The sequence below is a fragment of the Halomonas organivorans genome (assembly GCF_014192055.1).
GTDB lineage: Bacteria > Pseudomonadota > Gammaproteobacteria > Pseudomonadales > Halomonadaceae > Halomonas > Halomonas organivorans.
The window spans coordinates 88,834-114,308 of sequence record NZ_JACHXM010000005.1; the positions used below are offsets into that span (position 1 = coordinate 88,834).

Consider the following 25,475-nt stretch of genomic DNA (forward strand, 5'->3'; position numbering starts at 1 on the left):
TTTCATCACTCAACAGGAGCCCATCATGCTCAACCTCCAGGACAAGGACCTGCTGCGCCAGGCGTGCCTGATCGACGGCGACTGGATCGGTGCCGACGACGGCGCCGTCGACGACGTCACCAATCCCGCCGACGGCAGCGTGATCGGCCGGGTGCCGCGCCTGGGCGATGCCGAGACCCGGCGTGCCATCGAGGCGGCCGAGCGCGCCATGCCCGAGTGGCGGGGCAAGACTGCCAAGCAGCGCGGCCTCCTGCTGCGTCGCTGGCACGACCTGATGCTCGAGCATCAGGAGGATCTGGCCGCGCTGATGACCGCCGAGCAGGGCAAGCCGCTGGACGAGGCCCGCGGGGAGATCGGCTTTGCGGCGAGCTTCCTGGAGTGGTTCGCCGAGGAGGGGCGTCGCACCTATGGCGAGGTGATTCCAAGCCCCATGGGCGATCGCCGCATGATGGTAGTCAAGCAGCCGGTGGGGGTGTGCGCCGCGATCACGCCCTGGAACTTCCCGGCCGCGATGATCGCGCGCAAGGCGGGTCCGGCTCTGGCCGCCGGCTGCACCATCGTCATCAAGCCGGCGGGCCAGACCCCCTACTCGGCACTCGCCATGGGCGAGCTGGCCCAGCGTGCCGGGATTCCGGCCGGCGTGGTCAACGTGGTCACCGGCGATGCCCGGGCCATCGGCGGTGCCATGACCGCAAGCCCCAGGGTCCGCAAGCTGAGCTTCACCGGCTCCACCGGCATCGGCAAGCTGCTGCTGCGCCAGTGCGCCGACACGGTCAAGAAGGTCTCCATGGAACTGGGCGGCAACGCGCCCTTCATCGTCTTCGACGACGCCGACCTGGAACAGGCCGTGGAGGGGGCGATGCTGGCCAAGTTCCGCAATGCCGGCCAGACCTGCGTGTGCGCCAATCGAATCTTCGTCCAGGCGGGCATTCACGATGCCTTCGTCGAGCGTCTGGCCGCCCGGGTCGCCGAACTCAGGGTCGGCCCCGGACACGAGGCGGGCGTCGAGGTCGGCCCGCTGATCGATGCCGCCGCCGCCGACAAGGTCGAGCAGCAGCTGCGCGATGCGTTGGCCAAGGGCGGCAAGCTGCATGTCGGCGGCGAGCGGCTGTCCGGCAACTTCCTGTCGCCGGCGGTGATCGCCGAGGCCACGCCGGAGATGGCGTGCTTTTCCGAGGAAACCTTCGGTCCCCTGGCGCCGGTGTTCCGCTTCGGCGAGGAGGCGGAGGTCCTGCGCCTGGCCAACGACACCGAGTACGGCCTGGCCGCCTATTGCTACACTCGCGACCTGGGCCGCGCCTGGCGCATGTCCGAGGGCCTGGACTACGGCATGGTGGGCATCAACAACGGCCACGTCTCCACCTGCGAGGCTCCCTTCGGTGGCGTCAAGGAATCCGGCCTGGGTCGCGAGGGCGCTCGCCAGGGTATCGAGGACTACCTCGAGATCAAGTACGTCAACATGGCCATCTGAGAGGCGAGATCATGAGCGACCAGCCCCCGGTTCAATACCATTCCCTGCGCGACAAGACGGTGTTCATTTCCGGAGGCGGCTCCGGTATCGGCGCCGCCCTGGTGCGCGCCTTCGCCGGCCAGGGTGCCAGAGTGGCCTTCGTCGATATCGATACCGCGGCATCACAGGCGCTGGTGGCCGAACTCGCGCCGGCCGAGGTGCGTTTCGACGAGTGCGATATCCGCGACATCGAGCGGCTTCAGGCGGTGATCGCCGAGGTGGAGCGCGATGTCGCGCCCATCGACGTGCTGATCAACAACGCCGGCCTCGACGATCGCCACTCCCTCGAGGAGCTGACTCCCGAGTACTGGGACAACTGCCAGGCCATCAACCTGCGTCACCATGTCTTCGCCACCCAGGCGGTGCTGCCCGCCATGAAGCGGCGAGGCGAGGGCAGCATCATCAACCTCGGCTCGATCTCCTGGATGCGCGGCCGCCCCGGGATGGTGGGCTATACCACTGCCAAGGCGGCCATCAATGGCCTGACCAGGACCCTGGCCCAGGAAATCGGCGTGCACGGCATCCGGGTCAACGCCCTGGTGCCGGGTGCCATCCTGACCGAGCGCCAGGAGCGGCTTTGGCTGACCCCGGAACTCAATCAGCGTTTCCTCGATCAGCAGGCGCTGAAGTTCCGGCTGGACGCCGACGACGTGGCGCGCATGGCGCTGTTCCTGGGCTCTGCGGAGAGCCGGGGCTGCACCGGCCAGAACTTCGTGGTCGATGCCGGCCTGACGCTCAACTGAGCCTTGCGTTCCGGGGGCATGCCTTCGGAACGCATGCCCGCTGTTGCCCATCGCTTCTTTTCCTCTTCACCAACGGGACACCATCATGATGCGCGTCATCCCCGAGTCGCACGCCGTCAGCCTCTATCGCGGCGACGCCCTGCTGTTTCGTCATAGTGCCGAGGCGCCGGCGATCCACGTCGGTCGCGGCCAGGCCCGCTTCGACATGTACCGGGGCAACTTCGAGATCGAGGACTATCTCGAGGCCCGCGAACCCTTGAGGCACCTGGAGGTGCTGGCGGAGGGCGATGGCCATCGCCTGGCCTTTCGGCGCCACGCCGACGACGCCCTGCAGCTCGAGCTGCGGCTCGAGACCCGCGGAGATGGCGCGACCCTGACCACCCTCTATGCCGCTCCGGGCATCAACCGTACCTGGTGGCGGCTGGCCGCCGAGCAGGGCGAGCATGTCTGGGGCTGCGGCGAACAGATGTCCTACCTGGATCTGCGCGGTCGCCATTTCCCGCTGTGGACCTCCGAGCCCGGCGTCGGCCGCGACAAGAGCACCTACGTCACCTGGCGTTCGGACGTCGAGAATCGCGCCGGCGGGGACTATTACCACACCAACTATCCCCAGCCGACCTTCCTGTCGTCGCGCTACTATGCCTGCCACGTGGAAACCAGCAGCTACGCTGACTTCGACTTCCGCCACGAGGACTTTCACGAACTGCAGGTCTGGGCGGTGCCGGAGCGCCTCGAGCTGTTCGCCGCGCCAAGCTACCTGGCACTGGTCGAGACGCTCGGCGCCCGGTTCGGCCATCAGCCACGGCTGCCCGAGTGGGTCTACGACGGGGTCATCCTGGGCCTCAAGCGCGGCAAGGCGCATGCGGAAGAAAAACTCGACCAGGCGCTGTCCGCCGACATGGCCGTCTCGGCGCTGTGGTGCGAGGACTGGGCGGGGATTCGCGAGACCAGCTTCGGCGCGCGGCTATTCTGGGACTGGAAGGCCTCCGAGAGCCGCTATCCGGACCTGGCCGGCTGGTGCCGCGAGCTGGGCGAGCGGGGCATTCGCTTCCTGGGCTACGTGAATCCCTATCTGTGCGTGGACGGCGAGCTCTACCCGGTGGCTCGCGACCGCGGCTACCTGGCCACCGATGGCCAGGGCGGGCCGGCCATCGTCGATTTCGGCGAATTCGACTGCGGCGTGGTGGATTTCACCAGCCCCGACGCCTGCGCCTGGTTCAAGGACGTCATCCTCAAGGCCAACATGCTCGACATCGGCATCAGCGGCTGGATGGCGGATTTCGGCGAGTACCTGCCCGTGGACGTGGCGCTTGCCAACGGCGTCTCGGCGGAGGTCGAGCACAACCGCTGGCCGACGCGCTGGGCCAGGGTCAATGCCGAGGCGGTGGCGGAGCGTGACAAGACCGCCGACGCCACCTTCTTCATGCGCGCCGGCTACACCGGCGTGCAGGCCCATTGCCCGCTGCTGTGGGGCGGCGACCAGTCGGTGGACTTCTCCCGTCACGACGGCATCGGCACGGTGATCACCGCGGCGCTGTCGTCGGGCCTGGTGGGCAATGCCTTCCATCACAGCGACATCGGCGGCTACACCAGCCTGTTCGGCAACGTGCGCAGCGCCGAGCTGTTCAAGCGCTGGGTGGACCTGGCCGCCTTCACGCCGGTGATGCGCACCCACGAGTGCAATCGACCCGGCGACAACCTGCAGTGGTTCGACAGCGCCGAGCTGACCCAACACCTGGCGCACATGAGCCGGGTCTATCGCCATCTTGCCCCCTATCTCAAGGCGCAGGTCGAGGAGGGTGCCGAACGGGGCATTCCGGTACAGCGTCCGCTGTTCCTGCACTTCGAGGGCGACCCCGAGGCCTATGCCACCCAGACCCAGTATCTCTACGGCCCGGACCTGCTGGTGGCGCCGGTGGTCGAGGAGGGCGTCGAGGCACGTGACGTCTACCTGCCGGCCGGCGAGACCTGGGTCCACCTGTGGAGCGGCGCCGTCGAGGCGGGTGGCCGCCGACTGCAGGTGGCCGCGCCGGATGGTCGTCCCCCGGTGTTCTTCCGGCAAGAGAGTGCCTGGCGAGGGCTCTTCGAGTCCGTGCCGGGGCGCGATGGATGAGCCTGCTGGAGCACCTGCCACTGCTGCTGGTGGTGGCGCTGGCGACCTACGCCCAGACCGTCACCGGCTTCGCCTTCGGCCTGATCTTCATGGCCGGGGTCGTGATGTTCGGCATTGCTCCGGTGGCGATGGGCGCCATCCTGATCAGCATCCTCAGCCTGTTCAACTGTGCGGTGGCCCTTTACGGCAAACGTGCCACCCTGGATCGCCGGGTCGTGCTGATCAGTGCTGCGAGCGGGATGGTCACCGTGTTCCTGGGCGTCCTGGCGCTGGACGCCCTGAGCGGCGAATACGTGGGCTGGCTGCAGGTGATTCTCGGCGTGGCCATCATCCTCAGCAGCCTGATCCTGGTGCGCCACCCCAGGCCGCGGCGCGAGCGCTCCTCGAACTGGAGCTTCGCGCTGTTCGGTGGACTGTCGGGATTCATGGGCGGCATGTTCTCGACCTCGGGGCCGCCCATGGTGTTCCAGCTCTACCGCCAGCCGCTGGCGCCCGCGGTCATTCGCGACTGCCTGCTGTTGATCTTTGCCATCAACAGCCTCCAGCGTCTGGCGATCGTGGCGGTTCAGGGCGCGCTCGAGCTCGAGGTGCTGGGACTGGCCGCCGCCGCGATCCCGGTGGTGGTGCTGTTCACCTGGCTGGGGCGCCGGTACCCGCCGCCGCTATCGCCGCGCAGCCTGCGGCGCGTCGCCTTCCTCCTGCTGATGGGATCGGGCGTCAGCCTGTGCCTGTCGGGACTCGGCTGACGGCCGCGCAAAGACGACGGCCGCAGAAGAGAGAACGGTCGTGAAAAGAGAGCGCGGTAATGAATGAGGGGCGCCGGTCGGCGCCCCTGTGACGTTCAGGAGGTGGCCAGCCCGATTCGCCGGGTCGAGCTTTCCCGCACCAGAAGCTCGAAGCCGAGATCGATCGAGGTCTCGACGGTGTTGCCCTGCAGGCGGTCGAGCAGGGCGACGGCGATCCTGTCGCCGATTTCCTCGCGGGGCGGACGGACCGTCGAGATGGCCGGTACGCAGCAGTTGCTGAAGTCCATGTCACCGAAGCCCACCAGCGCAATGTCCTCGGGGATGCGCACGCCCTGGGCCTGCGCCTGGGCGATGGCCCCCAGGGCCAGGACGTCGTTCGAGAACACGATGCCGTCCACGTCCGGCTGCTCGGCGAGCAGCGTACGCAGCGCTTCACGAGCGGCTTCGGCCATGCGGCCGGTGCCGGTGTCGATGATCCGGCAATCGGCGCTGCCGAGCAGGTCCCGACAGGCGGTCCTGACGCCGGTGGCCCGCAGCTGGGCGCGGTTGTCGACGCTCAGCCGAGCGCCGATGAAGGCCAGGCGTCGACAGCCCGATTCGATGAGATGACGCGCCTGGGCTCGTCCGACGTCCTCGTGGGAAAAGCCGATCATGGTGTCCAGGGCATTGGAGCCCAGCTCCCACATCTCCACCACCGGAATCGCGGAGCTGGTCAGGATGCGGCGCGTCTCTCGGGTGTGCTGAAGCCCGGTGAGCACCATGGCGCTGGGCGACCAGGACATGAAGGTGCGCACCAGCGACTCCTCCTGCTGCTCGGAGTACTCGCTGTGACCGAGCAGCAACTGGTAGCCGTGGCGGCTCAGGGACAGCTGCATGCGGCTGACGGTCGAGGCGAACATGGAATTGACCATGGACGGCACGACGACACCGATCACCCGGGTCTTGGCCGCGGCCAGCGCGCCCGCCATCAGGTTGGGCACATAGCCCAGGGTGTCGATGGCCTCCTGGATGCGGCGGCCCAGGGTGTCGGACACTTCGTCGGGACGGCGCAGGTAGAGCGACACCGTGCTGGCCGAGACGCCGGAAAGCTTGGCGACGTCCGTCATGGTCACGCGCTTGGTGCTGCGTCGGGAGCGCTGTTGGCTGCTCATGCTGATTGCTCGATTGATGTGGCCGGGACGTCGGAAAGTGCCTCGGGTCGAGCCAGGTGGCGACCATGGAAAGCACTTGCATGAATCCTATCATACCCCCGCGTGGCCTCGTCCAAGGCGGGCCGGGGAGGAAAAAGGCCCCATGGCATCGTCGCCATGGGGCAGGATCGAAACGCCATCGAGCGCGGGGCGCGTAGGCCCGTCAGTCGATCAGAACCAGGTTTCCGCCTGGACGCCGAAGCTCCACTGGCCGCCGGTATAGCCCTCCTGGCCGAAGGCATCATCGGCGGCGAAATCGTTCAGCTCGTCATCCCAACTGATGTAGGACGCGAAGGCACGCAGCTCGGGGCGCTGCCAGAAGCCGCCCACCTGGGGCTTGAAGGTCGGCGCGATGGTGAACTTGGCGAAGTTGCCCTTCGCGGCGCGGCGTCCCTTGTAGCCTTGGGGGTCGAGATCCATGGCCTGGTAGCTGGCTTCGTACTGCATTTCGAAGTTCTCGGTGAGCTCGTTGGCGATGCGCGCGTTGAGCGAAGCCCAGCGGTAGTCGTCGCCCTCGACGAACCGGTCCTCGCTGACTTCGGCCAGCAGCGCCGGCGCGATCCGCCAGTCCGGCGTCAGGTAGGTGGTGCCCTGGATGGCCAGGCGGGTGGCCTGGGCGTCGTCCAGCAGCTCGCCGTTGGCTCCGATCTGCTTGACCTCGGCGCCGAGTCCCTGGCCGTGCAGCAGGGCCGCCCGGAAGCCGCCGTCGGCCAGCCCGAAGAAGCTGTCGCCCTTGTAGGCAAGCATGGCGTGAAGACCACTGTCGGCGGCGGTGCCGGCACCGTCGGTGAGTCGTTGGTCGTTGTCGGCGGCCGAGATCGCGTTGAGCATCAACTGCCAGTTCCCGACGTAGTTGTTGGCGGTCAGGATCAGGCTGTCGGTATCGTCGCTGAGCCCGGTGTCTTCCGGGTCGAGGCGGAAGTCGTCGAAGCTGCGCCCGTACAGCGAGAAGTTCGCCTTCCAGGCATCGCCGAGCTGGACGTCGTAGACCCCTGCGCCGAGGCCCGCCAGCTTGACCACATCGCTGTCGAGCCAGTGGATGTCGAAGTTGTCGCGATCCAGACGCTTGCCGGCCCACAGGGTGGCGTCCTCGAAGGCGCCTCCCTCGAGGCTCGGCAGATCCGAGAGCTCGACGAAGACCTGTCGCACGTTCAGGTCGGATTCGTTGGCCGTCCAGTCGTTACTGGTCTCGACCGAATCGGCGAAGGACACCTGGAAGCGCTGCTTGGCGCCGCTGGCATAGGTGTGCTGGTGGCTCAGCCGGGCATGCACGTAGGTATCCGGCTCGTTGCCCAGGCGACCCACGGCACCGCCCACGGTGCCGGCGGGCGTCACATAGGGGCCGCCGGGCAGGCTCTTGCCCTCGTCGCCGAGCAGCAGGCCGGAACGGGCGTAGGCGCTGAAGGAGAAGTCGTCATCGCTGCTGGCCTGATCCTCGAGGGCGGAGAGCCTGGCCTCGTAGCCTTCGTCGGGGGCCTGTTCCTCCAGGCGAGCCTCGGCGGCCTCGGCGCGGCGTTCGGCGGCGATCACCCGAGCCTCGAGCGCTGCCAGGCGGGCTTCGATGTCGGCGTCGTCGGCCTGGGCATTGGCACTCATGCCGGTCAGCGCAAGGGCGGCGGCGAGGGGCGCGAGCTGGAAGGTCTTGGTCATGAGGGGATCCCGGTTTGCGTGTGTTGTTGTCGTGATCTGCGAAAATTGAATTTCGTAGCGCTGCGAAATTCGTGCCTAATCGTAGCGCTACGAAAAACGAGTGCCATTCGGCTTTGGTCGTAGTGGGCTAGGTAAATTGGGATAGATCTAGTGGGTCAGGTCGAGTGGATGCCTGGAACGTGAGCGATAAGGGAGCAGATGATGTGCTCTCGCAGCGATACGAAAATGTGCCGCTGGCCAGGGTGGCCAGCGGCACCTCTCAGACGGCCAGGGCCTGTCGCCTGGCGTGCATGTAGGACGTGAGTCGGATGACCTGCTGCTCGGTGAGGCGCAGGGCCAGCTTGGTGCGGCGCCAGAGAATGTCCTGGGGCTCGCGGGCCCATTCATGTTCCACCAGGTAGTCCACCTCGGCGGCGGACAGGCCGGCGCCGAAGTCCTCGCCGAGTTCATGGCGTGACGACTTGCCGGCCAGGAACCGATGGCACAGCGAGCCGTAGGTGCGGGCGAAGCGTCGCGCCTGGTCGGCTGTCAGGAAGGGGTAGTCGGTCTCCAGGCGGCGACGAAACGTCTCCTGGTCGCCGATATCGCCGCCCGGCAGCGGGGCGTTTGCCGTCCAGGCGGGTTTCATGGCAGGCAGGTGCGGCGCAAGGCTCGCCAGCGCGGCCTCGGCGAGCTTGCGATAGGTGGTGATCTTGCCGCCGAACACCGACAGCAGCGGGGCGCCATGGGTGTCGAGATCCAGCGTGTAGTCGCGGGTCATGGCCGAGGGATCGGCAGACTCGTCATCGCATAGCGGACGCACGCCGGAGAAGGTGCGAATGACATCGTCGCGCGTCAGCGGGGTGGTGAAGTGGTCGTTAACGACGTCCAGCAGGTAGGCGATCTCCTCCTCGCTGGCCTCGACTCGAGCGGGGTCTCCCTGGTAGCGGCGATCGGTGGTGCCGATCAGGCTGAAGTCCTCTTCGTAGGGCAGTACGAAGACGATCCGCTTGTCGGTGTTCTGCAGGATGAAGGCACGCTCGTCGCCGTTGCGCCTCGGCACGATGATGTGGCTGCCCTGGATCATGCGCACGCCGTAGCGGGAAGCGCGGGGCGTCATGCCGCGAATGACGCTGTCCACCCAGGGGCCGGAGGCGTTGACCAGCGAGCGGGCGTGGCGGGTCAGGCGCATGCCGCTGGCCACGTCTTCCAGATCGATTTCCCAGTGCCCGTCGACCTCGCGGGCGCCGACGCAGCGCGTGCCCACCAGGACCTCGGCGCCGGACTCGCTGGCCTGAATGGCGTTGAGGACCACCAGACGAGCGTCGTCCACCCAGCAGTCCGAGTATTCGAAGCCCCGCGACAGGTCGGGCGACAGGCCCAGTTCCGGTGCCAGGCGCAGCCCCCGGGAGGCGGGCAGGCGACGACGCTTGCCGAGGTGGTCGTAGAGAAACAGCCCGGCGCGCAGCATCCAGGCAGGGCGGAGATGCGAGCGGTGGGGCAGCACGAAGCGCAGCGGCCAGATGATATGGGGCGCCTTGGCGAGCAGCGTCTCGCGCTCGCGCAGGGCTTCGCGGACCAGGCGGAACTCGTGGTGCTCCAGGTAGCGCAGACCGCCATGAATCAGCTTGCTGCTGGCCGAGGAGGTGGCGCTGGCCAGGTCGGCCTGTTCGCAAAGGCCGACCGAGAGGCCGCGTCCGGCGGCATCGGCGGCAATGCCGGCGCCATTGATGCCGCCGCCGATCACGAAGAGGTCCAGGATATCGGAAGAAGTCGCCATGTCACGCTCCGGTGGGCACTGGGCCGTGTGGGGATGATGTCGATGATGTTGGAAAGCGAAAATAGATTATTTGAAAACGAACATCAAGCGGCAAGGCGTTCCCGCCGGGCAGGAACGACACGAAATGGCGCGCCGGGCGGGAGGAGAGAAAGAGGGTCAGGCGAGGTGCAGGGCGACGTCGTGCTCGCGTAGCAGTTCCTGGATGCGCTCGGAGGGCTGGCGGTCGGTGAACAGGGCGTCGAGCTGCGCGAGATTGCCCTGGCGAACGACCGGGTTGCGCTGGAACTTCGAGTGGTCGGCGGCCAGGAAGACCTGGCGAGAGTTGTGAATGATCGCCTGGGCGACGCGCACTTCCTGATAGTCGAATTCCAGCAGCGAGCCGTCTTCATCGATACCGCTGATGCCGATGACGCCGAAATCGACCTTGAACTGGTTGATGAAGTCGATGGTCGCCTCGCCGATGATGCCGCCGTCGCGGGAGCGGACCTGGCCGCCGGCGACGATCACGTTGAAGTCTTCCTTGCGCTGGAGGATGGCGGCCACGTTGAGGTTGTTGGTGATCACCTCGAGGCCCTGGTGGTCGAGCAGGGCCTCGGCCACCACTTCGTTGCTGGTGCCGATGTTGATGAACAGCGAGGCGTGGTCGGGAATGTGGCGGGCGAGTAGCGTCGCGATGCGCTGCTTGGCCTCCAGGTTGAGGCTCTTGCGCATCGAATAGGCGGTGTTGACCGTGCTCGACTCGAGGCCGGCGCCGCCGTGAACGCGCCTGAGCTGGCCGTCGCCGGAGAGCCGGTTGAGGTCTCGGCGAATCGTCTGGGGCGTCACCGCAAAATGTTCGGTGAGCTGCTCGATGCTGGCGTAGCCCTGGCGGCGAACGAGCTCGACGATGCTGTCTTGGCGCTGCTGTGGGGTCATGCTAACTCCTTGATGACGCTGATTCTACGACATCAGTCTATGCCATGCAGGGTAGATTCTCGGACATTTCATTAGACCAAAGTCTTGGGTTAGGGCCCGGCGTGTCAATTGAGAGAGGTGGCCGACTCGCGTACTCTTTGTGATCGTAAATGAACATTTTGGTTGCACAAGCGAAACTCGTCGCCATAACCACAACTCCAGGATGCTTGCCATGGCTTCTTACCTGCTTGCCATCGATCAGGGTACCACCAGCTCCCGTGCCATCCTCTTCGATCGCGAGGGGCATGGCGTCGCCACTGCCCAGAGAGAATTTCCCCAGCAGTTTCCGGCCGATGGCTGGGTCGAGCATGATCCCGAAGCGATCTGGGACTCGGTAGTCGCTACCTGTCGCCAGGTGATCGCCGAGCACGGGGTGAGCGTGAAGGATATTGCCGGCATCGGTATCACCAACCAGCGAGAAACGACCCTGCTGTGGGACCGCGAGACCGGCGAGCCCCTCCATAATGCCATCGTCTGGCAGGACCGGCGCACGGCCGATCATTGCCATGCCCTGCGCCAGGCCGGGCATACCGAGCTGGTGCAGGCGCGTACCGGGCTGCTGATTGATCCCTATTTCTCGGCCACCAAGCTGGCCTGGTTGCTCGACAACGTCGAGGGCGCCCGGGAGCGTGCGGAGCGGGGCGAACTGGCGTTCGGTACCGTCGACACCTTCCTGATCTGGCGCCTGACCGGTGGCCGGGTGCATGCCACGGATGCCACCAACGCGTCACGCACGGCGCTGTTCGACATTCATTCGCAGCGCTGGGATCCGGAGCTGCTGGCGCTGTTCGATATTCCGGCGAGCCTGCTGCCCGAGGTGCGGGATTCCAGCGATGACTTCGGACTGACCTGTCCGGAGTTCCTGGGGGGCGAGCTGCCGATCGCCGGGGTCGCCGGCGATCAGCAGGCGGCCCTGGTCGGCCAGGCCTGCTTTTCGCCGGGGATGGGCAAGAGCACCTATGGCACCGGCTGCTTCATGATCGTCAACACCGGAGAGCATGCCGAGGTGTCGCGGAACCGGCTGCTGACCACGGTCGGCTATCGGCTCAATGGCGTGCCGACCTACGCCATGGAAGGTAGCATCTTCGTCGCCGGCGCCACCGTCCAGTGGCTGCGCGATGGCCTCAAGCTGTTTGCCGATGCCGCCGAGACCGAGACCCTGGCGCGGCAGACCAAGAGCGGCCACAGCGTGTACCTGGTGCCGGCCTTTACCGGGCTCGGCGCGCCGCATTGGGACCCCAAGGCTCGCGGTGCCATCCTGGGCCTGACGCGCGATACCGGCATCGCCGATATCGTGGCCGCCGGGCTGCAGGCGGTGTGCTACCAGACCCGCGACCTGCAGGTCTGCATGAGCGATGACATGAGCACGCCGCCGGGCACTCTGCGGGTGGATGGCGGCATGGTGGGCAACAACTGGGTGATGCAGTTCCTGGCCGACATGCTGGGAGTGCAGGTGGACCGTCCGGGAATTCTCGAGACCACGGCCCTGGGGGCTGCCTATCTGGCCGGCCTGCGCCTGGGATGGTATCGGGACCTCGACGAGATCGCCGCCCTCTGGCGTTGCGAACGAAGCTTCAGTCCGGCGATGGACGAGGCCGAGCGCGAGCGCCTGTATGGCGGCTGGCTCGAGGCGGTGGATCGGGTGCGCTGTGCGCCGGACGAGTCTGCGCCAACTTCCTGATCTTGCGCGTTTCGTGTTGGCAAAAGGGGGTTGCATTTTCCGTCCGGGTCAGTAGAATACGCAACCGTTGTCACGGCGAACATCGCCGGAAACGTAGGACCATAGCTCAGTTGGTTAGAGCGCCACGTTGACATCGTGGAGGTCGGCGGTTCAAATCCGCCTGGTCCTACCATCTCGACATCGCAGCAGGACCATAGCTCAGTTGGTTAGAGCGCCACGTTGACATCGTGGAGGTCAGCGGTTCAAATCCGCTTGGTCCTACCAGATTCCCGAAACGCCCCGTGCTCCAGGCACGGGGCGTTTTCGTGTGCTTGCATGGCACGCCTGCCCTGCCTGGCGTTGGCCGGGCAGGGCAGGGCGCTGCTAGTTCAGATCCGTGTGTTCGACGAAGACCTGTACCAGTGCCTCCAGGCCTTCCTGGTCGTTGGCGCTGAAGCGGCCTTGCCTGGGGCTGTCGAGGTCGAGCACGCCCCATAGCCGGTCATCGACCATCACCGGAATCACCAGCTCGGCCCGTGAGGCCGCGTCGCAGGCGATATGATCGGCGACGGCGTGAACGTCGTCGATGCGCTGAGTCTCCCGCGTGCGGGCCGCTGCGCCGCAGACGCCCTTGCTGAAGGGGATCGGGTGGCAGGCTGGCTTGCCCTGGAAGGGGCCCAGGTCGAGTCGCTGGGGCTCGCGCTGCAGGTAGAAGCCCACCCAGTTCAGTTCGGGGATCTCCTGCATGATGAAGGCGCTGGTCTGGGCGCTGTTGGTCAGCCAGTCGCGGGTGTCCAGCAGGGCGCCGAGCTGGCGGGCGAGCAGGGCGTAGTCGGTCATGATGTCTCCTTCAACGACAGGGGCCGGCACATCGGCCGGCCCCAAACTTCTCAATCCTGAGGGTAATGCGGAATGCGTTACGAGCGAGGATAGGCTGGCCGCAGCCGGAGCGCAGCTCCCGGAGTGTAGCCCGCTACATGAGGAGAGCGAGCACCGTAGGCGGCCAGGATATCGAGCGCAGTAGCAGTCCGCTTGCCCTCATTCCCAGCCCGGGACGGCCGCGCCCTTGAAAAGCTCCTCTGCCTTGGCGGCGACCTCGTCGGTCTGGTAGGCGTCGACCAGCTGCTGGATCTCCTCGCGGTCCTCGTCCCCGGCGCGTACGGCGATGATGTTGACGTAGGGCGACTCGGGGCCTTCCTTGATCAGGGCGTCGTCCAGGCTCAGGCCGGCCGGCTGGGCGAAGGTGTTGTTGATGAAGGCCATGTCCACGTCGGGCAGCACGCGGGGCAGCTGCGCGGCCTCGATTTCGCGGAACTCGAAGTCATGCGGGTTCTCGACGATGTTCAGCGGGGTGGCCACGAGGTTCTTGGGGTCGTCCAGGGTGATCAGGCCCTCTTCATGCAGCAGGATCAGCGAGCGACCCTCGTTGGTCGGGTCGTTGGGCAGGGCGATGGTGGCGCCATCCGGCAGTGCCTCGATGCTGTCATACTTCTCGGAGTAGGCGCCGATCGGATAGACGAAGGTGCGGCCGGCGATGGCGAAGTCGTAGCCGCGATCCTCGACCATCGACTGCATGTAGGGTTCGTGCTGGTAGGCGTTGGCGTCCAGGCTGCCGTCGGCCAGCGCGGCATTGGGCGTGACGTAGTCGGTGAACTCGATGATCTCGACGTCCAGGCCGTACTCTTGCTCGGCAATGTCCGCAGCGACTTGCATGACGTCGGTCTCGGGGCCTGCCACCGTGCCCACCTTGATGCTGTGCTCGTCGGCGTTGGCCTGGCCGATGGCCAGGGTCAGGGCGGAAGCGGCGAGGCCGCCGATCAGGATGTTGCGCATATAGTGAGCCTCCTTCTGTTTCGTCTCGATATTAATGTAATAAGCAGGTTGTCTTAAATAGCTTTCAGTTATTAATTCGATGTCACCTTGCGGAGGCTCTGATTTGCGTAGCGAGCGATGACAGGCGGGGGCGCCTAGCCTGGTCGCCGCCGGAGCGCAGCTTCCGGAGTGTAGCCCGCTACATGAGACACGACCGGGCCGGCGCACCGGCACCGCCGGTGGCCAGGATGTCGAGCGCAGCACTAAATCAGAGTCCTCCTTTACTTGTGGTCGCTCTTGCGCACCAGGTAATCCCCCAGGCTCTGGAAGCCCTGGACCATGAACACCAGAATCACCACGGTGATCAGCATGATGGTGGGGTTGAAGCGGTTGTAGCCATAGCGAATGCCCAGGTCGCCGAGCCCGCCGCCGCCGACCGCGCCGGCCATGGCGGAATAGCTCACCAGGGTCACGATGGTGACGGTCAGGGCGGTGAAGATGCCGCCCCTTGCCTCGGGCAGCAGCACCTTGACGATGATCTGCCACGGGGTGGCGCCCATGGACTGGGCGGCTTCCACCAGGCCGGGCGAGATCTCGTTCAGGGCGCCTTCGACCAGGCGGGCGATGAAGGGGATCGCGGCGATGGTCAGCGGTACCACGGCGGCGTTGGTGCCGATGGAGGAGCCGACCAGGGCGCGGGTGAAGGGAATGATCGCGACCATCAGGATGATGAAGGGCACCGAGCGGCCGACATTGGTGATGATGCCGAGCGCGCCGTTGACGACCGGCTGGGCCAGGATCTGGCGCGGTCGGGTGACATAGAGCAGCACGCCGAGCGGAATGCCCAGCGCCGCCGAGATCAGTCCGGAGATCGCCACCATGTAGAGGGTGTCGAGGGTGGCCTCGAGGATCAGTTCAAGCATCGCGCTGGACATGGCCGAGCACCTCCACCTGCAGGTCGTGGGTTTCCAGGTAGGCGATGGCGCGGCGGGTGTCGTCCGCGTCGCCCATCAGTTCGGCGATCATCAGCCCCAGGGTGCGATCCTGGATCGACTCCACCTTGGCCTGGAGAATGCTGACGTCCACGCCGCATTCCCGTGCCAGGCGCGAGATCAGCGGGGTGGAGACGGCGTCCCCGGAGAAGGCCAGCCTGACGACCGGGTGGGTGCGCGCGCCGGGCGCTTCCTCCAGGCGCTCGATCAGCGCCCGCGGCGGCTCGAGCTCCAGGAAGTCGTTGAGGAATTCGCGTCCCAGCCGGGTGCGCGGGGCGGTGAAGAAGTCGCCGACGTCGGCCTCTTCGACCAGCTCGCCGCCGGAGATCAGGCTGACCCGGTGGCAGATGGTCTTGACCACTTCCATTTCGTGAGTGATCAGCAGGATGGTCAGTCCGAGCTGCTGGTTGATGTCCTGCAGCAACTCCAGGATCGAGCCGGTGGTGTGCGGGTCGAGCGCCGAGGTGGCCTCGTCGCACAGCAGCACCGTGGGGCGACTGGCCAGGGCGCGGGCGATGGCCACCCGCTGCTTCTGGCCGCCGGAGAGCTGGGCCGGGTAGTGGCTGGCCTTGTCGGCCAGGCCGACCAGCTCCAGCAGCGGGGTGACGCGCTCACGGATCTCGGTCCTGTTCACGCCCATCAGTTCGAGCGGCAGGGCGACGTTGTCGAAGACGGTACGTGAGGTCAGCAGGTTGAAGTGCTGGAAGATCATGCCGATGCGATGGCGCGCCTGGTTGAGGGCGTCTCGCGACAGGCCGGTGAGCTCTTGCCCGTCCACCGTGACGCTGCCCGTCGTCGGGCGCTCCAGCAGGTTCACGCAGCGGATCAGGGTCGACTTGCCGGCGCCGGACAGGCCGATGACGCCGTGGATCTGGCCCTTGGGCACGTGCAGGTCGAAGGCCTTGAGGGCCTCGACGCCGTCTCGCTTACCCTTGGCGAAGTAGGTCTTGGATACGTTGTGCAGTCGAATCATCTGGGCCACCAGGGGTGGCGCCGGGGTGGGGCGGGCGGCGTGCGCGTGGCGGGCGGGAATAAAAAAAGGCCACCCTGACGGGTGGCCATCAACGCTGGACACACCCTTTTAGCTGCACTTGCACATCGCGCGACTGGCAAGCCGTGCGACGTCGGCGCCCGCAATCCGGGTTCAAATCGGCGCCTTCAAAATGTGGCCGCAATCCTAGGTCTCGAACGAACGTATGTCAAACTCTTTGGTGCATGTTGGCAGGCATGAAGCGCACGGTTGGTGATAATCACTGATATTGATTCAAGAGCAGCAAGATCATCTGTTTCATGGGCCTTCGGCTAATCGGATTTGGCTTGTCTCGGCGGGAGCTGGGGCGTGCGGCATGGACGCGACCGGGCACGTTTTTCTACACTGAGCGACTTCCTGCCCGTCGGGGCGGCACGACACGAGAGGAAAGGCATGTTCACAGGCATCGTCCAGGGTACCGCTGAAGTGGTGGCCATCGAGGAGGCGGAAGCCTTCCGCACCCACGTTCTGGTGCTGCCGGAGTCCCTGCGCCACGGGCTCGAGATCGGGGCGTCGGTGGCCCACAACGGTGTCTGCCTGACCGTCACGGCGATCGACGGCGAGCGCGTGAGCTTCGATTTGATGCGCGAGACCCTGAGAGTCACCAACCTGGGGGCGCTCGGCGTGGGCGGTCGGGTCAACGTCGAGCGGGCGGCACGTTTCGGCGACGAGATTGGTGGCCACGCCATGTCCGGTCACGTGATGGCCACGGCGGAACTGGTCGAGATCGATGAGGCGCCCAATAATCGCCGACTGTGGTTCGAGCTGCCTGGAGCGCTGGGCCGCTTCCTGTTCGACAAGGGCTATATCGGCGTCGACGGTGCCAGCCTGACCATCGGCGAGACACGCCAGGCCACCACCGGGCACGGCCCGCGTTTCTGCGTCGACCTGATCCCCGAGACCCTGGCGCGTACCGTGCTGGCAGACCGCGTGCCCGGAGACCGGGTCAACATCGAGATCGACCCCCAGACCCAGGCCATCGTCGAGACGGTCGAGCGTGTCATGGCGGCCCGGGGCGCCTGAGGCGTTCAGACTGCGTTGGCCAGACGACTGGCCACGCTTTCGGGGGTCCCGTATATATCAGTGAGTCGTGCCGCACTCGCCAGGTGGCGTCTCGCTTCCCGGGACGCCATCCGCTACCATGTGCGGCTTTTCTCGCACCCTGGACGCGACATCGCAGCGTAGGACGACTCTCATGCCGAAACGCCTGATCGCCAATCACTTCAAGCTCGCCGAACACGGCACCGACGTGAAGACCGAGGTCATCGCCGGGATTACCACCTTCCTGACCATGGCCTATATCATCTTCGTCAACCCGAGCATCCTCTCCGAGTCCGGCATGGATTACGGCGCGGTGTTCGTGGCGACATGCCTGGCGTCGGCCGTGGGGTGTTTGATCATGGGCCTGTGGGCCAACTATCCCATCGCCCTGGCGCCCGGAATGGGGCTCAACGCCTTCTTCACCTACGGCGTGGTGATGGGCATGGGCTACAGCTGGGAGGCGGCGCTGGGTGCGGTCTTCCTGTCCGGCCTCACCTTCTTCCTGCTCAGCATATTCCGCATCCGCGAGTGGATCATCAACTCGATCCCCATGTCGCTGCGCCTGGGGATTGCCGCCGGCATCGGCCTGTTTCTGGCGATGATCGCGCTGAAGAACGCCGGCATCGTGGTCGCCAACCCGGCTACCTATGTGGCATTGGGCGACCTGACCCAGCCTTCGGCCCTCTATGCACTGCTTGGCTTCTTCGTGATCACCGCGCTGTCGCACCTGCGCGTGACCGGTGCGGTGATGATCGGCATCCTCGGCATCACCGTGCTGGCCATCCTGCTCGGCCACAACGAGTTCGGCGGCGTCGTCTCCATGCCGCCGTCCATCGCTCCGACGCTGATGCAGCTCGACCTGGCCGGCGCCTTCGACATCGCCATGTTCAGCGTGGTGTTCGCCTTCCTGTTCGTCGATCTTTTCGACACGTCCGGCACCCTGATCGGCGTCGCCCACCGAGGCGGCCTGCTCGACGAGGAAGGCAAGCTGCCGCGCATCGGCCGTGCCATGATGGCCGACAGCGGGGCGTCCATGGCCGGCGCTGCGCTCGGCACCTCCACGACCACCAGCTACATCGAGTCCACCGCCGGCATCGTGTCCGGTGGACGCACCGGCCTGACCGCCGTGGTGGTCGGCGTGCTGTTCCTGGTCAGCCTGTTCTTTTCTCCGCTGGCAGGCTCCATCCCGGCCTACGCCACCGCCGGCGCGCTGCTGTACGTGGCGGTGCTGATGGCCGGCAGCCTGGCCCACGCCGACTGGAACGACGCCACCGAGGCGGCGCCGGTACTGATCGCTGCGCTTGCCATGCCGTTGACCTTTTCCATTGCCGAGGGCATCGCGCTGGGCTTCATCAGCTACGCGGCCATCAAGGCCCTGTCCGGGCGTTTCCGCGACCTGAACCCGGCCGTGGTGATCCTGGCGCTGGTCTTTTGCGCCAAGTTCCTGTTCCTCGACTGACACTGACCGACGAGAATTGCGATGAGCATCTACGGCGACTACATCAAGTCCGTCATCCGCACCGTCCCCGACTGGCCGCAGCCGGGGGTCAACTTCCGCGATATCACGCCGCTGCTGCAGAACAGCGCGGCCTTCCGCAAGCTGATCGACAGCTTCGTGCACCGCTATCAGGAGATGGATCTCGATGCCATCGCCGCCATCGATGCGCGCGGCTTCATCGTCGGTGCTCCGCTGGCCTACGAGCTGGGTTGCAGCTTCGTGCCGGTGCGCAAGAAGGGCAAGCTGCCGTTCAAGACCATCAGCGAGACCTATACGCTGGAATACGGCGAAGCCGAGGTCGAGCTGCACAGCGACGCCTTTCACGAAGGTGACCGCATCCTGGTGGTCGACGACCTGATCGCCACCGGCGGCACCATGCTGGCCGCCGCCAAGCTGATCACCCGCAGCGGCGGCCAGGTGGTCGAGACCGCCACCATCGTCGATCTGCCGGACCTGGGCGGCGCGGATCGCATTCGCGAGGCGGGCTACAGCGTCTTCGCGGTCTGTTCCTTCACCGAGGATGAGTGAGGTCGCCATGAGCCATCAGCGCTATCACCAGCATTTCACCGTCTCCTGGGACCAGCTCCATCGCGACGTGCGCGAACTCTGCCACCGGCTGGTCGAGCGCGACTTCAAGGGCATCGTCGCGATCACTCGCGGGGGGCTGATTCCCGCCGCGCTGATTGCCCGCGAGCTCAACGTGCGGCTGATCGATACCGTCTGCATCAGTAGCTACGACGGCAAGGATCAGGGCGAGCTCGAGGTCATGAAAGGGGTCGACCACGACGGCGATGGCTGGCTGCTGGTGGACGATCTGGTCGATACCGGCAAGACCGCGCGCAAGGTGCGCGAGATGCTGCCCAAGGCGCATTTCGTGACCGTCTACGCCAAGCCGGAAGGGCGCCCGCTGGTCGATCAGTACCTCACCGAGGTGGCGCAGGACTGCTGGATCCAGTTCCCCTGGGACATGGGCGTGGCCTATGTCGAACCCCTGGCCGACCAGATCAAGCGCTGAATCATGAACTGTCCGTTACCCGATAGCTGGCAGCGCTGGCTCGGCGACGAGTTCGCGGCGCCCTACATGCAGGCGCTGCGCGACTTCCTGTCCGCCGAGAAGGCGGCCCGCAAGGTCATCTATCCGCATTCCTCGAACTGGTTCCGCGCCTTCGAGCTGACCCCGTTGGATCAGGTCAGGGTGGTGATCCTGGGGCAGGATCCCTACCACGGTCCGGGACAGGCCCACGGGCTGTGCTTCTCGGTGCGAGCCGGGGTGCGCACGCCGCCGTCGCTGGTCAACATCTACAAGGAACTGGCCGCCGATGTGGGCTTCGTGCCCGTCGATCACGGTCACCTGGAGCATTGGGCGCGCCAGGGCGTATTGCTGCTCAACACCTCGTTGACCGTCGAGCAGGGCAATGCCGGTTCCCACCGCGGCAAGGGCTGGGAGACCTTCACCGACCGGGCCATCGCCACGGTCAACGAGCACGCCGAGCCGACCGTCTTCCTGCTGTGGGGCAGCCATGCCCGACAGAAGAAGGCGCTGATCGACACTCGCCGGCACCTGGTGCTGGAGTCGCCGCACCCATCGCCGCTCTCGGCCCATCGTGGCTTCTTCGGCAACCATCATTTCTCGCGTGCCAACGCGTTCCTTGCCGAGCACGGCCGCGCGCCGATCGACTGGCAGCTGCCGGCGACGCCGGAATGAGCCCCCGCCGTGCCCAGGTCGGGCACGGCCGCCTTAACCTTGCCGCGGCTTGCGGGTAGAATGGCGCGCAATTTGCGCACGCTGCGCGTGCGTCTATGCTTGCCGACGAACCACCCCGCCGAAGAGGTCCGCCCATGAGTGTCCATGCCATCCAGCATCCCCTGGTCCAGCACAAGCTGGGGCTGATGCGTGAAGCCGGAATCAGCACCAAGAGTTTTCGTGAATTGGCCGGTGAGGTGGCCAAGCTGCTGACCTACGAGGCGACTCAGGACCTGGAGCTGGAGACCCAGGAGATCGACGGCTGGAGCGGCGAACCGATTCCGGTGCAGCAGCTCAAGGGCAAGAAGGTCACCATCGTGCCCATCCTGCGAGCCGGTCTCGGCATGCTGGACGGCGTCACCGACCTGATTCCCAGTGCCCGCATCAGCGTGGTCGGCCTCTATCGCGACGAGGAGACCCTGGAGCCGGTGCCCTATTTCTCCAAGTTCGCGGGCGACCTGGACGAGCGCATGGCGATCGTCATCGATCCCATGCTGGCCACCGGGGGCACCATGGTGGCGACCCTCGACATGCTGCGCGAGCGTGGCTGCCAGCACATGAAGGTGATCGTGCTGGTGGCCTCGCCGGAGGGCATCAAGCGGGTGCAGGAATCCTATCCCGAGATCGAGATCTACACCGCCGCGGTGGATGACCACCTGGACGAGCATGGCTATATCGTTCCCGGGTTGGGAGATGCCGGTGACAAGATCTTCGGCACCCGCTGAACCCTTGCGATCTGCGGCCGGCTCCACGCCGGCCGCTCTCCCTCCGGCGAGCCGCCCCTTGGCTTGCCCTCATTCCCATCGCTGGTGCTGGTTTGTTCGGAAATGAACACTGGCGAACATTTCGACGATATTCATCCCCGTAGCGCTACGAAACCGCCGCTTTGACCAAAGTTCAATGCGCAGATAAAAATACCTTTAAACAATGACTTGGGTTGGCGCCTTCGCGAATCCTTGGGCTCGGCTCAAGATTTTCGGTTATTTACATTTGTGGTCGTATTCGAATCTCGGCTAGGGTGCTTTCCATGAGCATGGAATACCGTCAATAACAACAGCCGAGAACCGTATGTCCCTGATCCTTGAACACATTGATCGCGTGGTCGGCGGTGAGACGCATATCGATGATGTCAGCCTCGAACTTCGTCCGGGCTCGTTCAACGTCCTGCTGGGACGAACCCTGTCCGGCAAGACCTCACTGATGCGCCTCATGGCGGGGCTCGATACCCCGACCCGCGGGCGAGTGCTGATGGATGGCCAGGACGTCACCAGGCGTTCGGTGCGCCAGCGCAACGTCTCGATGGTCTACCAGCAATTCATCAACTACCCGAGTCTCAGCGTCTACGACAACATCGCTTCTCCCCTGAGGCAGGCCAAGGTCGAGCGCCGCGAGATCGATCGACGCGTGCGCGAAGTGGCCGAGATGCTGCATATCGAGCCATTCCTGGATCGCCTGCCGCTGGAGCTCTCGGGAGGGCAGCAGCAGCGCACCGCCATGGGGCGGGCACTGGTCAAGGACGCCGATATCGTCCTCTTCGACGAGCCGCTGGTGAACCTCGACTACAAGCTTCGCGAGGAATTCCGCGAGGAGCTGCGGTCGGTTTTCAGCGAGCGCAACTGCATCGCCGTCTATGCCACGACCGAGCCTGCCGAAGCGCTGGCGCTGGGTGGCAATACCGCGGTCCTCCATGAAGGCCGGCTACTCCAGTACGGCCGAACCGAGGATGTCTACCACCGTCCTCGGGACATCTCGACCGCAGAGATGTTTTCCGAACCGCCGATCAACATCCTGCATGGGATCGTCTCCGGCGCCGAGGTCACCTTCGACAAGAGGCTGCACTTTCCGCTCAATGACGATCTGCGTTCGCTGCCGCCCGGCGAATACCGCTTCGGCGTTCGGGCCTCGCATATCTCTCTGGTTCCCCAGGCCGAGGACGATATCGCCGTGCAGATGATCGTCGATCTGGCCGAGATCAGCGGTTCCGAGACCTTCCTGCATGTCCGTAGCGAGCTATTCCACCTGACGGTGCATCTGGAGGGAGTCCACGAGTATCCGGTCGACGCCCCCGTCACCCTCTACTTCCCGACCCACAAGGTGTATGCCTTCGATCGGCAAGGTGCCGTGGTGCATATCCCGACGCATCTGGGAGGCATCTGACATGGCCGAGATTACCCTGAAATCCCTGGCCCACACCTATTCGCCCGACCCCCGGTCGCCCGAGGACTATGCCATCCGCGAGATGGATCACGTCTGGCATCAGGGCGGTGCCTATGCGCTGCTCGGTCCCTCGGGATGCGGCAAGTCGACGCTGCTCAACATCATCTCCGGCCTGCTGGAGCCCTCGAGCGGTGACGTGCTGTTCGACGGCGAGCGGGTCAATGCCCTGCCGCCGGAAGCCCGGAACATTGCCCAGGTTTTCCAGTTCCCCGTCATCTACGACACCATGACCGTCTACGACAACCTGGCCTTCCCGCTGCGCAACGTGAAAACGCCGGAAAGCCGGGTGCACGAAAGGGTCATGGAAGTGGCCGACGTTCTCGAGTTGACCTCGCAGCTCAAGCGCAAGGCCAGGAACCTGACCGCCGACGAGAAGCAGAAGGTCTCGATGGGGCGTGGCCTGGTGAGGGATGACGTATCGGCCATCCTCTTCGACGAGCCGCTCACGGTGATCGATCCGCAGCTCAAGTGGAAGCTGCGCCGCAAGTTGAAGGAGATCCATCAGCGCTTCGAGATCACCATGGTCTACGTCACCCACGACCAGCTCGAGGCTTCCACCTTCGCCGACAAGATTGCGGTGATGTACGAGGGACAGGTGGTGCAGTTCGGGACGCCCCGTGAGCTGTTCGAAACGCCCAACCATACCTTCGTCGGCTACTTCATCGGCAGTCCCGGGATGAACTTCTTCGACGTCTCGCTGCGTGAGGGGCGGGTGATGACGGACGGCGCCGAGCTCAGCGTAGGCTCCGGGGTCAGCCGAGCCATCGCCGGCGCCCGCTCGCACAACGTCAAGCTGGGCATTCGCCCCGAATTCGTCGAGGTACACGATACGCCGGTCGAGGGAGGCATGGAGGCGACGGTGGAGCATGCCCAGGACCTGGGCACCTACTCGATCCTCTATCTGCGGCTGGGCGATACCGCCCTCAAGGCCCGTATCGGGGAAGATCAGGCCGTTCCTGCCGACCGCGCCTATCTGCGCTTTCCCAACCAACGCCTCGGCCTGTACGTCGACGAATATCGCGTGGAGATCGATCATGCATAAAGTCCAGAACAACCGCGCCTGGTGGTTGATCCTGCCCATGCTCTTGCTGGTGGCTTTCTCGGCCATCATTCCGCTGATGACCGTGGTCAACTATTCGGTCCAGGACGTCTTCGACGCCAACACCCGGTACTTCACCGGTACCGAGTGGTTCCGGGAAATGCTCAACGATCCCGATCTTCATGCGGCGGTGCTGCGCCAGTTCGCCTTCTCGCTGACGGTGCTGGCCATCGAGGTGCCGCTGGGTATCGGCATCGCCCTGCTCATGCCCAAGAAGGGTTGGCAGGCGTCCGCGGTACTGATCCTGGTCACCATGCCGCTGCTGATTCCCTGGAACGTGGTGGGCAGCATCTGGCAGATCTTCACCCGGGGAGACATCGGCCTGATGGGCTGGAGCCTGCGGGAGCTGGGCTACGAATACAACATCACGGCGAGCCCCGTGGATGCCTGGCTGACCATCGTCCTGATGGACGTCTGGCACTGGACGCCGCTGATCGCCCTGTTGTGCTACAGCGGGCTGCGCTCGATTCCCGATGCGTATTACCAGGCGGCACGGATCGACAGGGCATCCCGATGGGCCGTGTTCCGCTTCATCCAGCTGCCGAAGCTGACCAACGTGCTGGTGATCGGGATCCTGCTGCGCTTCATGCACTCCTTCATGATCTATGCCGAGCCCTTCGTTCTCACCGGAGGGGGCCCCGGCAGTTCGACGACCTTCCTGAGCCAGTCGCTGACCACCATGGCGATCGGCCAGCAGGATCTCGGCCCCTCGGCGGCGTTCTCGCTGATCTACTTCCTGATCATCCTGCTCGTCAGCTGGGTGTTCTACACCGCCATCATGAACATGCAAAAAGACAACAAGAAGCAAGGGGAGGCCTGAGATGACCGATTCGATTCCCGCCACTCCCGAGGCCGTGCGCAAGAGTGCGGCTGCCGCCGATGCCCGTCGGCGGCGCAAGGCAAGGCCGGCGAGCCGGCAGTGGCGTCGTCGCGGCCTGATGGCGGCCTACATCGTCTTCGTGCTGCTGCCGATCTACTGGCTGCTCAACATGTCGTTCCAGTCCAATACCGAAATCCTCGGGGGCCTGACGCTGTGGCCGGAGACCTTCACCCTTGAGCACTACGCCAAGATCTTCACCGAGCCGAACTGGTACATGGGCTATGTGAACTCCATCACCTATGTGCTGATGAACATGGCGATCACCATCGTGGTGGCACTGCCGGCGGCCTACGCCTTCAGCCGTTACCATTTCATCGGTGACAAGCACCTGTTCTTCTGGCTGCTGACCAACCTGATGGCACCGCCGGCGGTGTTCCTGCTGCCGTACTTCCAGCTGTATTACACGGTCGGGCTCTTCGATACGCATATTGCCGTGGCGCTGGCGCACTGCCTGTTCAACATTCCGCTGGCGGTGTGGATTCTGGAAGGCTTCATGAGCGGCGTGCCCAAGGAGATCGATGAAACCGCCTTCATCGATGGCTACAGCTTCCCGAAGTTCTTCGTCAAGATCTTCATTCCCATGATCAGCTCGGGGATCGGCGTCACCCTGTTCTTCCTGTTCATGTTCTCCTGGGTAGAGTTGCTGCTGGCCAGTACCTTGACCGCCACCAATGCCCAGCCCATCGCCTCGGTCATGACGCAGACCAAGGGCGCGTCGGGCATCGACTGGGGCACCCTGGCCGCTGCCGGTGCGCTTACCATCCTGCCCGGTATCGTCGTCGTCTACTTCGTTCGTCACCACATCGCCAAGGGTTTCGCCCTGGGCCGGACCTGAGG

At 65.3% G+C, this 25,475-nt stretch carries 23 protein-coding genes and 2 tRNA genes; 17 read left to right on the forward strand and 8 right to left on the reverse strand.

The genetic code is table 11. The features are described from left to right. Positions 1–25: 25 nt before the first annotated feature. The 4 genes from FHR96_RS07360 to FHR96_RS07375 all read left to right on the forward strand — a co-directional run bounded on the left by FHR96_RS07360 (position 26) and on the right by FHR96_RS07375 (position 5,112). Positions 26–1,471, forward strand: a complete 1,446-nt coding sequence (locus tag FHR96_RS07360; protein ID WP_183387024.1) for an NAD-dependent succinate-semialdehyde dehydrogenase — start codon at positions 26–28, stop codon at positions 1,469–1,471. Between the two features lie 11 nt (positions 1,472–1,482). Further along, positions 1,483–2,253 carry an SDR family NAD(P)-dependent oxidoreductase gene (locus FHR96_RS07365; RefSeq protein WP_183387025.1) on the forward strand — a complete coding sequence of 257 codons (771 nt, stop codon included), beginning with the start codon at positions 1,483–1,485 and terminating at the stop codon, positions 2,251–2,253. 85 nt (positions 2,254–2,338) lie between these two features. Continuing rightward, the gene (locus FHR96_RS07370; protein ID WP_221195736.1) at positions 2,339–4,366 is read left to right on the forward strand and encodes an alpha-glucosidase; all 2,028 of its coding nucleotides are present in this window, start codon (positions 2,339–2,341) and stop codon (positions 4,364–4,366) included. Next, complete coding sequence (locus FHR96_RS07375) at positions 4,363–5,112, forward strand: sulfite exporter TauE/SafE family protein (protein WP_183387026.1); 750 nt, start codon at positions 4,363–4,365, stop codon at positions 5,110–5,112. The genes FHR96_RS07370 and FHR96_RS07375 overlap by 4 nt, the downstream gene beginning before the upstream one ends. Positions 5,113–5,207: 95 nt before the next feature. Here FHR96_RS07375 and FHR96_RS07380 read toward each other — a convergent pair whose 3' ends face one another. From FHR96_RS07380 to FHR96_RS07395, 4 genes are all read right to left on the reverse strand, one after another. After that, positions 5,208–6,263, reverse strand: a complete 1,056-nt coding sequence (locus tag FHR96_RS07380; RefSeq protein ID WP_183387027.1) for a LacI family DNA-binding transcriptional regulator — start codon at positions 6,261–6,263, stop codon at positions 5,208–5,210. 210 nt (positions 6,264–6,473) lie between these two features. Continuing rightward, positions 6,474–7,952: a carbohydrate porin gene (locus FHR96_RS07385; RefSeq protein WP_183387028.1), complete on the reverse strand. Its 1,479-nt coding sequence runs from the start codon at positions 7,950–7,952 to the stop codon at positions 6,474–6,476. Positions 7,953–8,211: 259 nt separating this feature from the next. Beyond that, positions 8,212–9,711, reverse strand: coding sequence for a glycerol-3-phosphate dehydrogenase (gene glpD, locus FHR96_RS07390; protein WP_183387029.1), 1,500 nt, complete (start codon positions 9,709–9,711; stop codon positions 8,212–8,214). Between the two features lie 156 nt (positions 9,712–9,867). Then, complete coding sequence (locus FHR96_RS07395; protein WP_183387030.1) at positions 9,868–10,626, reverse strand: DeoR/GlpR family transcriptional regulator; 759 nt, start codon at positions 10,624–10,626, stop codon at positions 9,868–9,870. Positions 10,627–10,837: 211 nt separating this feature from the next. Here FHR96_RS07395 and glpK point away from each other — a divergent pair, with 211 nt between their 5' ends. From glpK to FHR96_RS07410, 3 genes are all read left to right on the forward strand, one after another. Then, positions 10,838–12,346, forward strand: a complete 1,509-nt coding sequence (glpK, locus tag FHR96_RS07400) for a glycerol kinase GlpK (RefSeq protein WP_183387031.1) — start codon at positions 10,838–10,840, stop codon at positions 12,344–12,346. Between the two features lie 95 nt (positions 12,347–12,441). After that, positions 12,442–12,518 (forward strand) — tRNA-Val (locus tag FHR96_RS07405). 15 nt (positions 12,519–12,533) lie between these two features. Then, positions 12,534–12,610, forward strand: a tRNA-Val gene (locus FHR96_RS07410). Between the two features lie 99 nt (positions 12,611–12,709). Here FHR96_RS07410 and FHR96_RS07415 read toward each other — a convergent pair. The 4 genes from FHR96_RS07415 to FHR96_RS07430 all read right to left on the reverse strand — a co-directional run bounded on the left by FHR96_RS07415 (position 12,710) and on the right by FHR96_RS07430 (position 16,102). Then, positions 12,710–13,165 (reverse strand): GAF domain-containing protein, encoded by a 456-nt coding sequence (locus FHR96_RS07415; RefSeq protein ID WP_183387032.1) that lies wholly within the window; start codon positions 13,163–13,165, stop codon positions 12,710–12,712. 198 nt (positions 13,166–13,363) lie between these two features. Then, on the reverse strand, positions 13,364–14,158 hold the full coding sequence (locus tag FHR96_RS07420) for a MetQ/NlpA family ABC transporter substrate-binding protein (protein ID WP_183387033.1): 795 nt from the start codon (positions 14,156–14,158) through the stop codon (positions 13,364–13,366). 260 nt (positions 14,159–14,418) lie between these two features. Next, complete coding sequence (locus FHR96_RS07425; protein ID WP_183387034.1) at positions 14,419–15,072, reverse strand: methionine ABC transporter permease; 654 nt, start codon at positions 15,070–15,072, stop codon at positions 14,419–14,421. Then, complete coding sequence (locus FHR96_RS07430; protein ID WP_183387035.1) at positions 15,053–16,102, reverse strand: methionine ABC transporter ATP-binding protein; 1,050 nt, start codon at positions 16,100–16,102, stop codon at positions 15,053–15,055. The genes FHR96_RS07425 and FHR96_RS07430 overlap by 20 nt, the downstream gene beginning before the upstream one ends. A 450-nt stretch (positions 16,103–16,552) precedes the next feature. On the opposite strand from FHR96_RS07430, the gene FHR96_RS07435 reads away from it, so the two are divergent. The 10 genes from FHR96_RS07435 to FHR96_RS07480 all read left to right on the forward strand — a co-directional run bounded on the left by FHR96_RS07435 (position 16,553) and on the right by FHR96_RS07480 (position 25,473). Further along, positions 16,553–17,182 carry a riboflavin synthase subunit alpha gene (locus tag FHR96_RS07435; protein WP_183387036.1) on the forward strand — a complete coding sequence of 210 codons (630 nt, stop codon included), beginning with the start codon at positions 16,553–16,555 and terminating at the stop codon, positions 17,180–17,182. Between the two features lie 172 nt (positions 17,183–17,354). After that, a complete protein-coding gene (locus FHR96_RS07440) occupies positions 17,355–18,659 on the forward strand; it encodes an NCS2 family permease (RefSeq protein ID WP_183387037.1) in 1,305 nt (434 codons plus the stop codon). Positions 18,660–18,680: 21 nt separating this feature from the next. Continuing rightward, on the forward strand, positions 18,681–19,226 hold the full coding sequence (locus FHR96_RS07445) for an adenine phosphoribosyltransferase (protein ID WP_183387038.1): 546 nt from the start codon (positions 18,681–18,683) through the stop codon (positions 19,224–19,226). Positions 19,227–19,233: 7 nt separating this feature from the next. Then, the gene (gene gpt / locus FHR96_RS07450; RefSeq protein ID WP_183387039.1) at positions 19,234–19,713 is read left to right on the forward strand and encodes a xanthine phosphoribosyltransferase; all 480 of its coding nucleotides are present in this window, start codon (positions 19,234–19,236) and stop codon (positions 19,711–19,713) included. Positions 19,714–19,716: 3 nt separating this feature from the next. Continuing rightward, positions 19,717–20,403 carry a uracil-DNA glycosylase gene (ung, locus tag FHR96_RS07455; RefSeq protein WP_183387040.1) on the forward strand — a complete coding sequence of 229 codons (687 nt, stop codon included), beginning with the start codon at positions 19,717–19,719 and terminating at the stop codon, positions 20,401–20,403. A 134-nt stretch (positions 20,404–20,537) separates the two neighbouring features. Further along, positions 20,538–21,167, forward strand: coding sequence for a uracil phosphoribosyltransferase (gene upp / locus FHR96_RS07460; RefSeq protein ID WP_183387041.1), 630 nt, complete (start codon positions 20,538–20,540; stop codon positions 21,165–21,167). Between the two features lie 343 nt (positions 21,168–21,510). Then, positions 21,511–22,599: an ABC transporter ATP-binding protein gene (locus tag FHR96_RS07465; RefSeq protein WP_183387042.1), complete on the forward strand. Its 1,089-nt coding sequence runs from the start codon at positions 21,511–21,513 to the stop codon at positions 22,597–22,599. Position 22,600: 1 nt separating this feature from the next. Next, on the forward strand, positions 22,601–23,701 hold the full coding sequence (locus FHR96_RS07470; protein ID WP_183387043.1) for an ABC transporter ATP-binding protein: 1,101 nt from the start codon (positions 22,601–22,603) through the stop codon (positions 23,699–23,701). Then, positions 23,694–24,578: a carbohydrate ABC transporter permease gene (locus FHR96_RS07475; RefSeq protein ID WP_183387044.1), complete on the forward strand. Its 885-nt coding sequence runs from the start codon at positions 23,694–23,696 to the stop codon at positions 24,576–24,578. Before FHR96_RS07470 ends, FHR96_RS07475 begins: the two co-directional genes overlap by 8 nt. Before the next feature lies 1 nt (position 24,579). Next, the gene (locus FHR96_RS07480; protein ID WP_183387045.1) at positions 24,580–25,473 is read left to right on the forward strand and encodes a carbohydrate ABC transporter permease; all 894 of its coding nucleotides are present in this window, start codon (positions 24,580–24,582) and stop codon (positions 25,471–25,473) included. The last annotated feature ends 2 nt before the right edge of the window (positions 25,474–25,475 follow it).

Excerpts from the sequence above, each read along its gene's own strand:
- FHR96_RS07360 (WP_183387024.1), top strand. The coding sequence starts at position 26 with ATGCTCAACCTCCAGGACAAGGACCTGCTGCGCCAGGCGTGCCTGATC.
- FHR96_RS07365 (WP_183387025.1), top strand. The coding sequence starts at position 1,483 with ATGAGCGACCAGCCCCCGGTTCAATACCATTCCCTGCGCGACAAGACG.
- FHR96_RS07370 (WP_221195736.1), top strand. The coding sequence starts at position 2,339 with ATGATGCGCGTCATCCCCGAGTCGCACGCCGTCAGCCTCTATCGCGGC.
- FHR96_RS07375 (WP_183387026.1), top strand. The coding sequence starts at position 4,363 with ATGAGCCTGCTGGAGCACCTGCCACTGCTGCTGGTGGTGGCGCTGGCG.
- FHR96_RS07380 (WP_183387027.1), bottom strand. The coding sequence starts at position 6,263 with ATGAGCAGCCAACAGCGCTCCCGACGCAGCACCAAGCGCGTGACCATG.
- FHR96_RS07385 (WP_183387028.1), bottom strand. The coding sequence starts at position 7,952 with ATGACCAAGACCTTCCAGCTCGCGCCCCTCGCCGCCGCCCTTGCGCTG.
- glpD (WP_183387029.1), bottom strand. The coding sequence starts at position 9,711 with ATGGCGACTTCTTCCGATATCCTGGACCTCTTCGTGATCGGCGGCGGC.
- FHR96_RS07395 (WP_183387030.1), bottom strand. The coding sequence starts at position 10,626 with ATGACCCCACAGCAGCGCCAAGACAGCATCGTCGAGCTCGTTCGCCGC.
- glpK (WP_183387031.1), top strand. The coding sequence starts at position 10,838 with ATGGCTTCTTACCTGCTTGCCATCGATCAGGGTACCACCAGCTCCCGT.
- FHR96_RS07415 (WP_183387032.1), bottom strand. The coding sequence starts at position 13,165 with ATGACCGACTACGCCCTGCTCGCCCGCCAGCTCGGCGCCCTGCTGGAC.
- FHR96_RS07420 (WP_183387033.1), bottom strand. The coding sequence starts at position 14,158 with ATGCGCAACATCCTGATCGGCGGCCTCGCCGCTTCCGCCCTGACCCTG.
- FHR96_RS07425 (WP_183387034.1), bottom strand. The coding sequence starts at position 15,072 with ATGTCCAGCGCGATGCTTGAACTGATCCTCGAGGCCACCCTCGACACC.
- FHR96_RS07430 (WP_183387035.1), bottom strand. The coding sequence starts at position 16,102 with ATGATTCGACTGCACAACGTATCCAAGACCTACTTCGCCAAGGGTAAG.
- FHR96_RS07435 (WP_183387036.1), top strand. The coding sequence starts at position 16,553 with ATGTTCACAGGCATCGTCCAGGGTACCGCTGAAGTGGTGGCCATCGAG.
- FHR96_RS07440 (WP_183387037.1), top strand. The coding sequence starts at position 17,355 with ATGCCGAAACGCCTGATCGCCAATCACTTCAAGCTCGCCGAACACGGC.
- FHR96_RS07445 (WP_183387038.1), top strand. The coding sequence starts at position 18,681 with ATGAGCATCTACGGCGACTACATCAAGTCCGTCATCCGCACCGTCCCC.
- gpt (WP_183387039.1), top strand. The coding sequence starts at position 19,234 with ATGAGCCATCAGCGCTATCACCAGCATTTCACCGTCTCCTGGGACCAG.
- ung (WP_183387040.1), top strand. The coding sequence starts at position 19,717 with ATGAACTGTCCGTTACCCGATAGCTGGCAGCGCTGGCTCGGCGACGAG.
- upp (WP_183387041.1), top strand. The coding sequence starts at position 20,538 with ATGAGTGTCCATGCCATCCAGCATCCCCTGGTCCAGCACAAGCTGGGG.
- FHR96_RS07465 (WP_183387042.1), top strand. The coding sequence starts at position 21,511 with ATGTCCCTGATCCTTGAACACATTGATCGCGTGGTCGGCGGTGAGACG.
- FHR96_RS07470 (WP_183387043.1), top strand. The coding sequence starts at position 22,601 with ATGGCCGAGATTACCCTGAAATCCCTGGCCCACACCTATTCGCCCGAC.
- FHR96_RS07475 (WP_183387044.1), top strand. The coding sequence starts at position 23,694 with ATGCATAAAGTCCAGAACAACCGCGCCTGGTGGTTGATCCTGCCCATG.
- FHR96_RS07480 (WP_183387045.1), top strand. The coding sequence starts at position 24,580 with ATGACCGATTCGATTCCCGCCACTCCCGAGGCCGTGCGCAAGAGTGCG.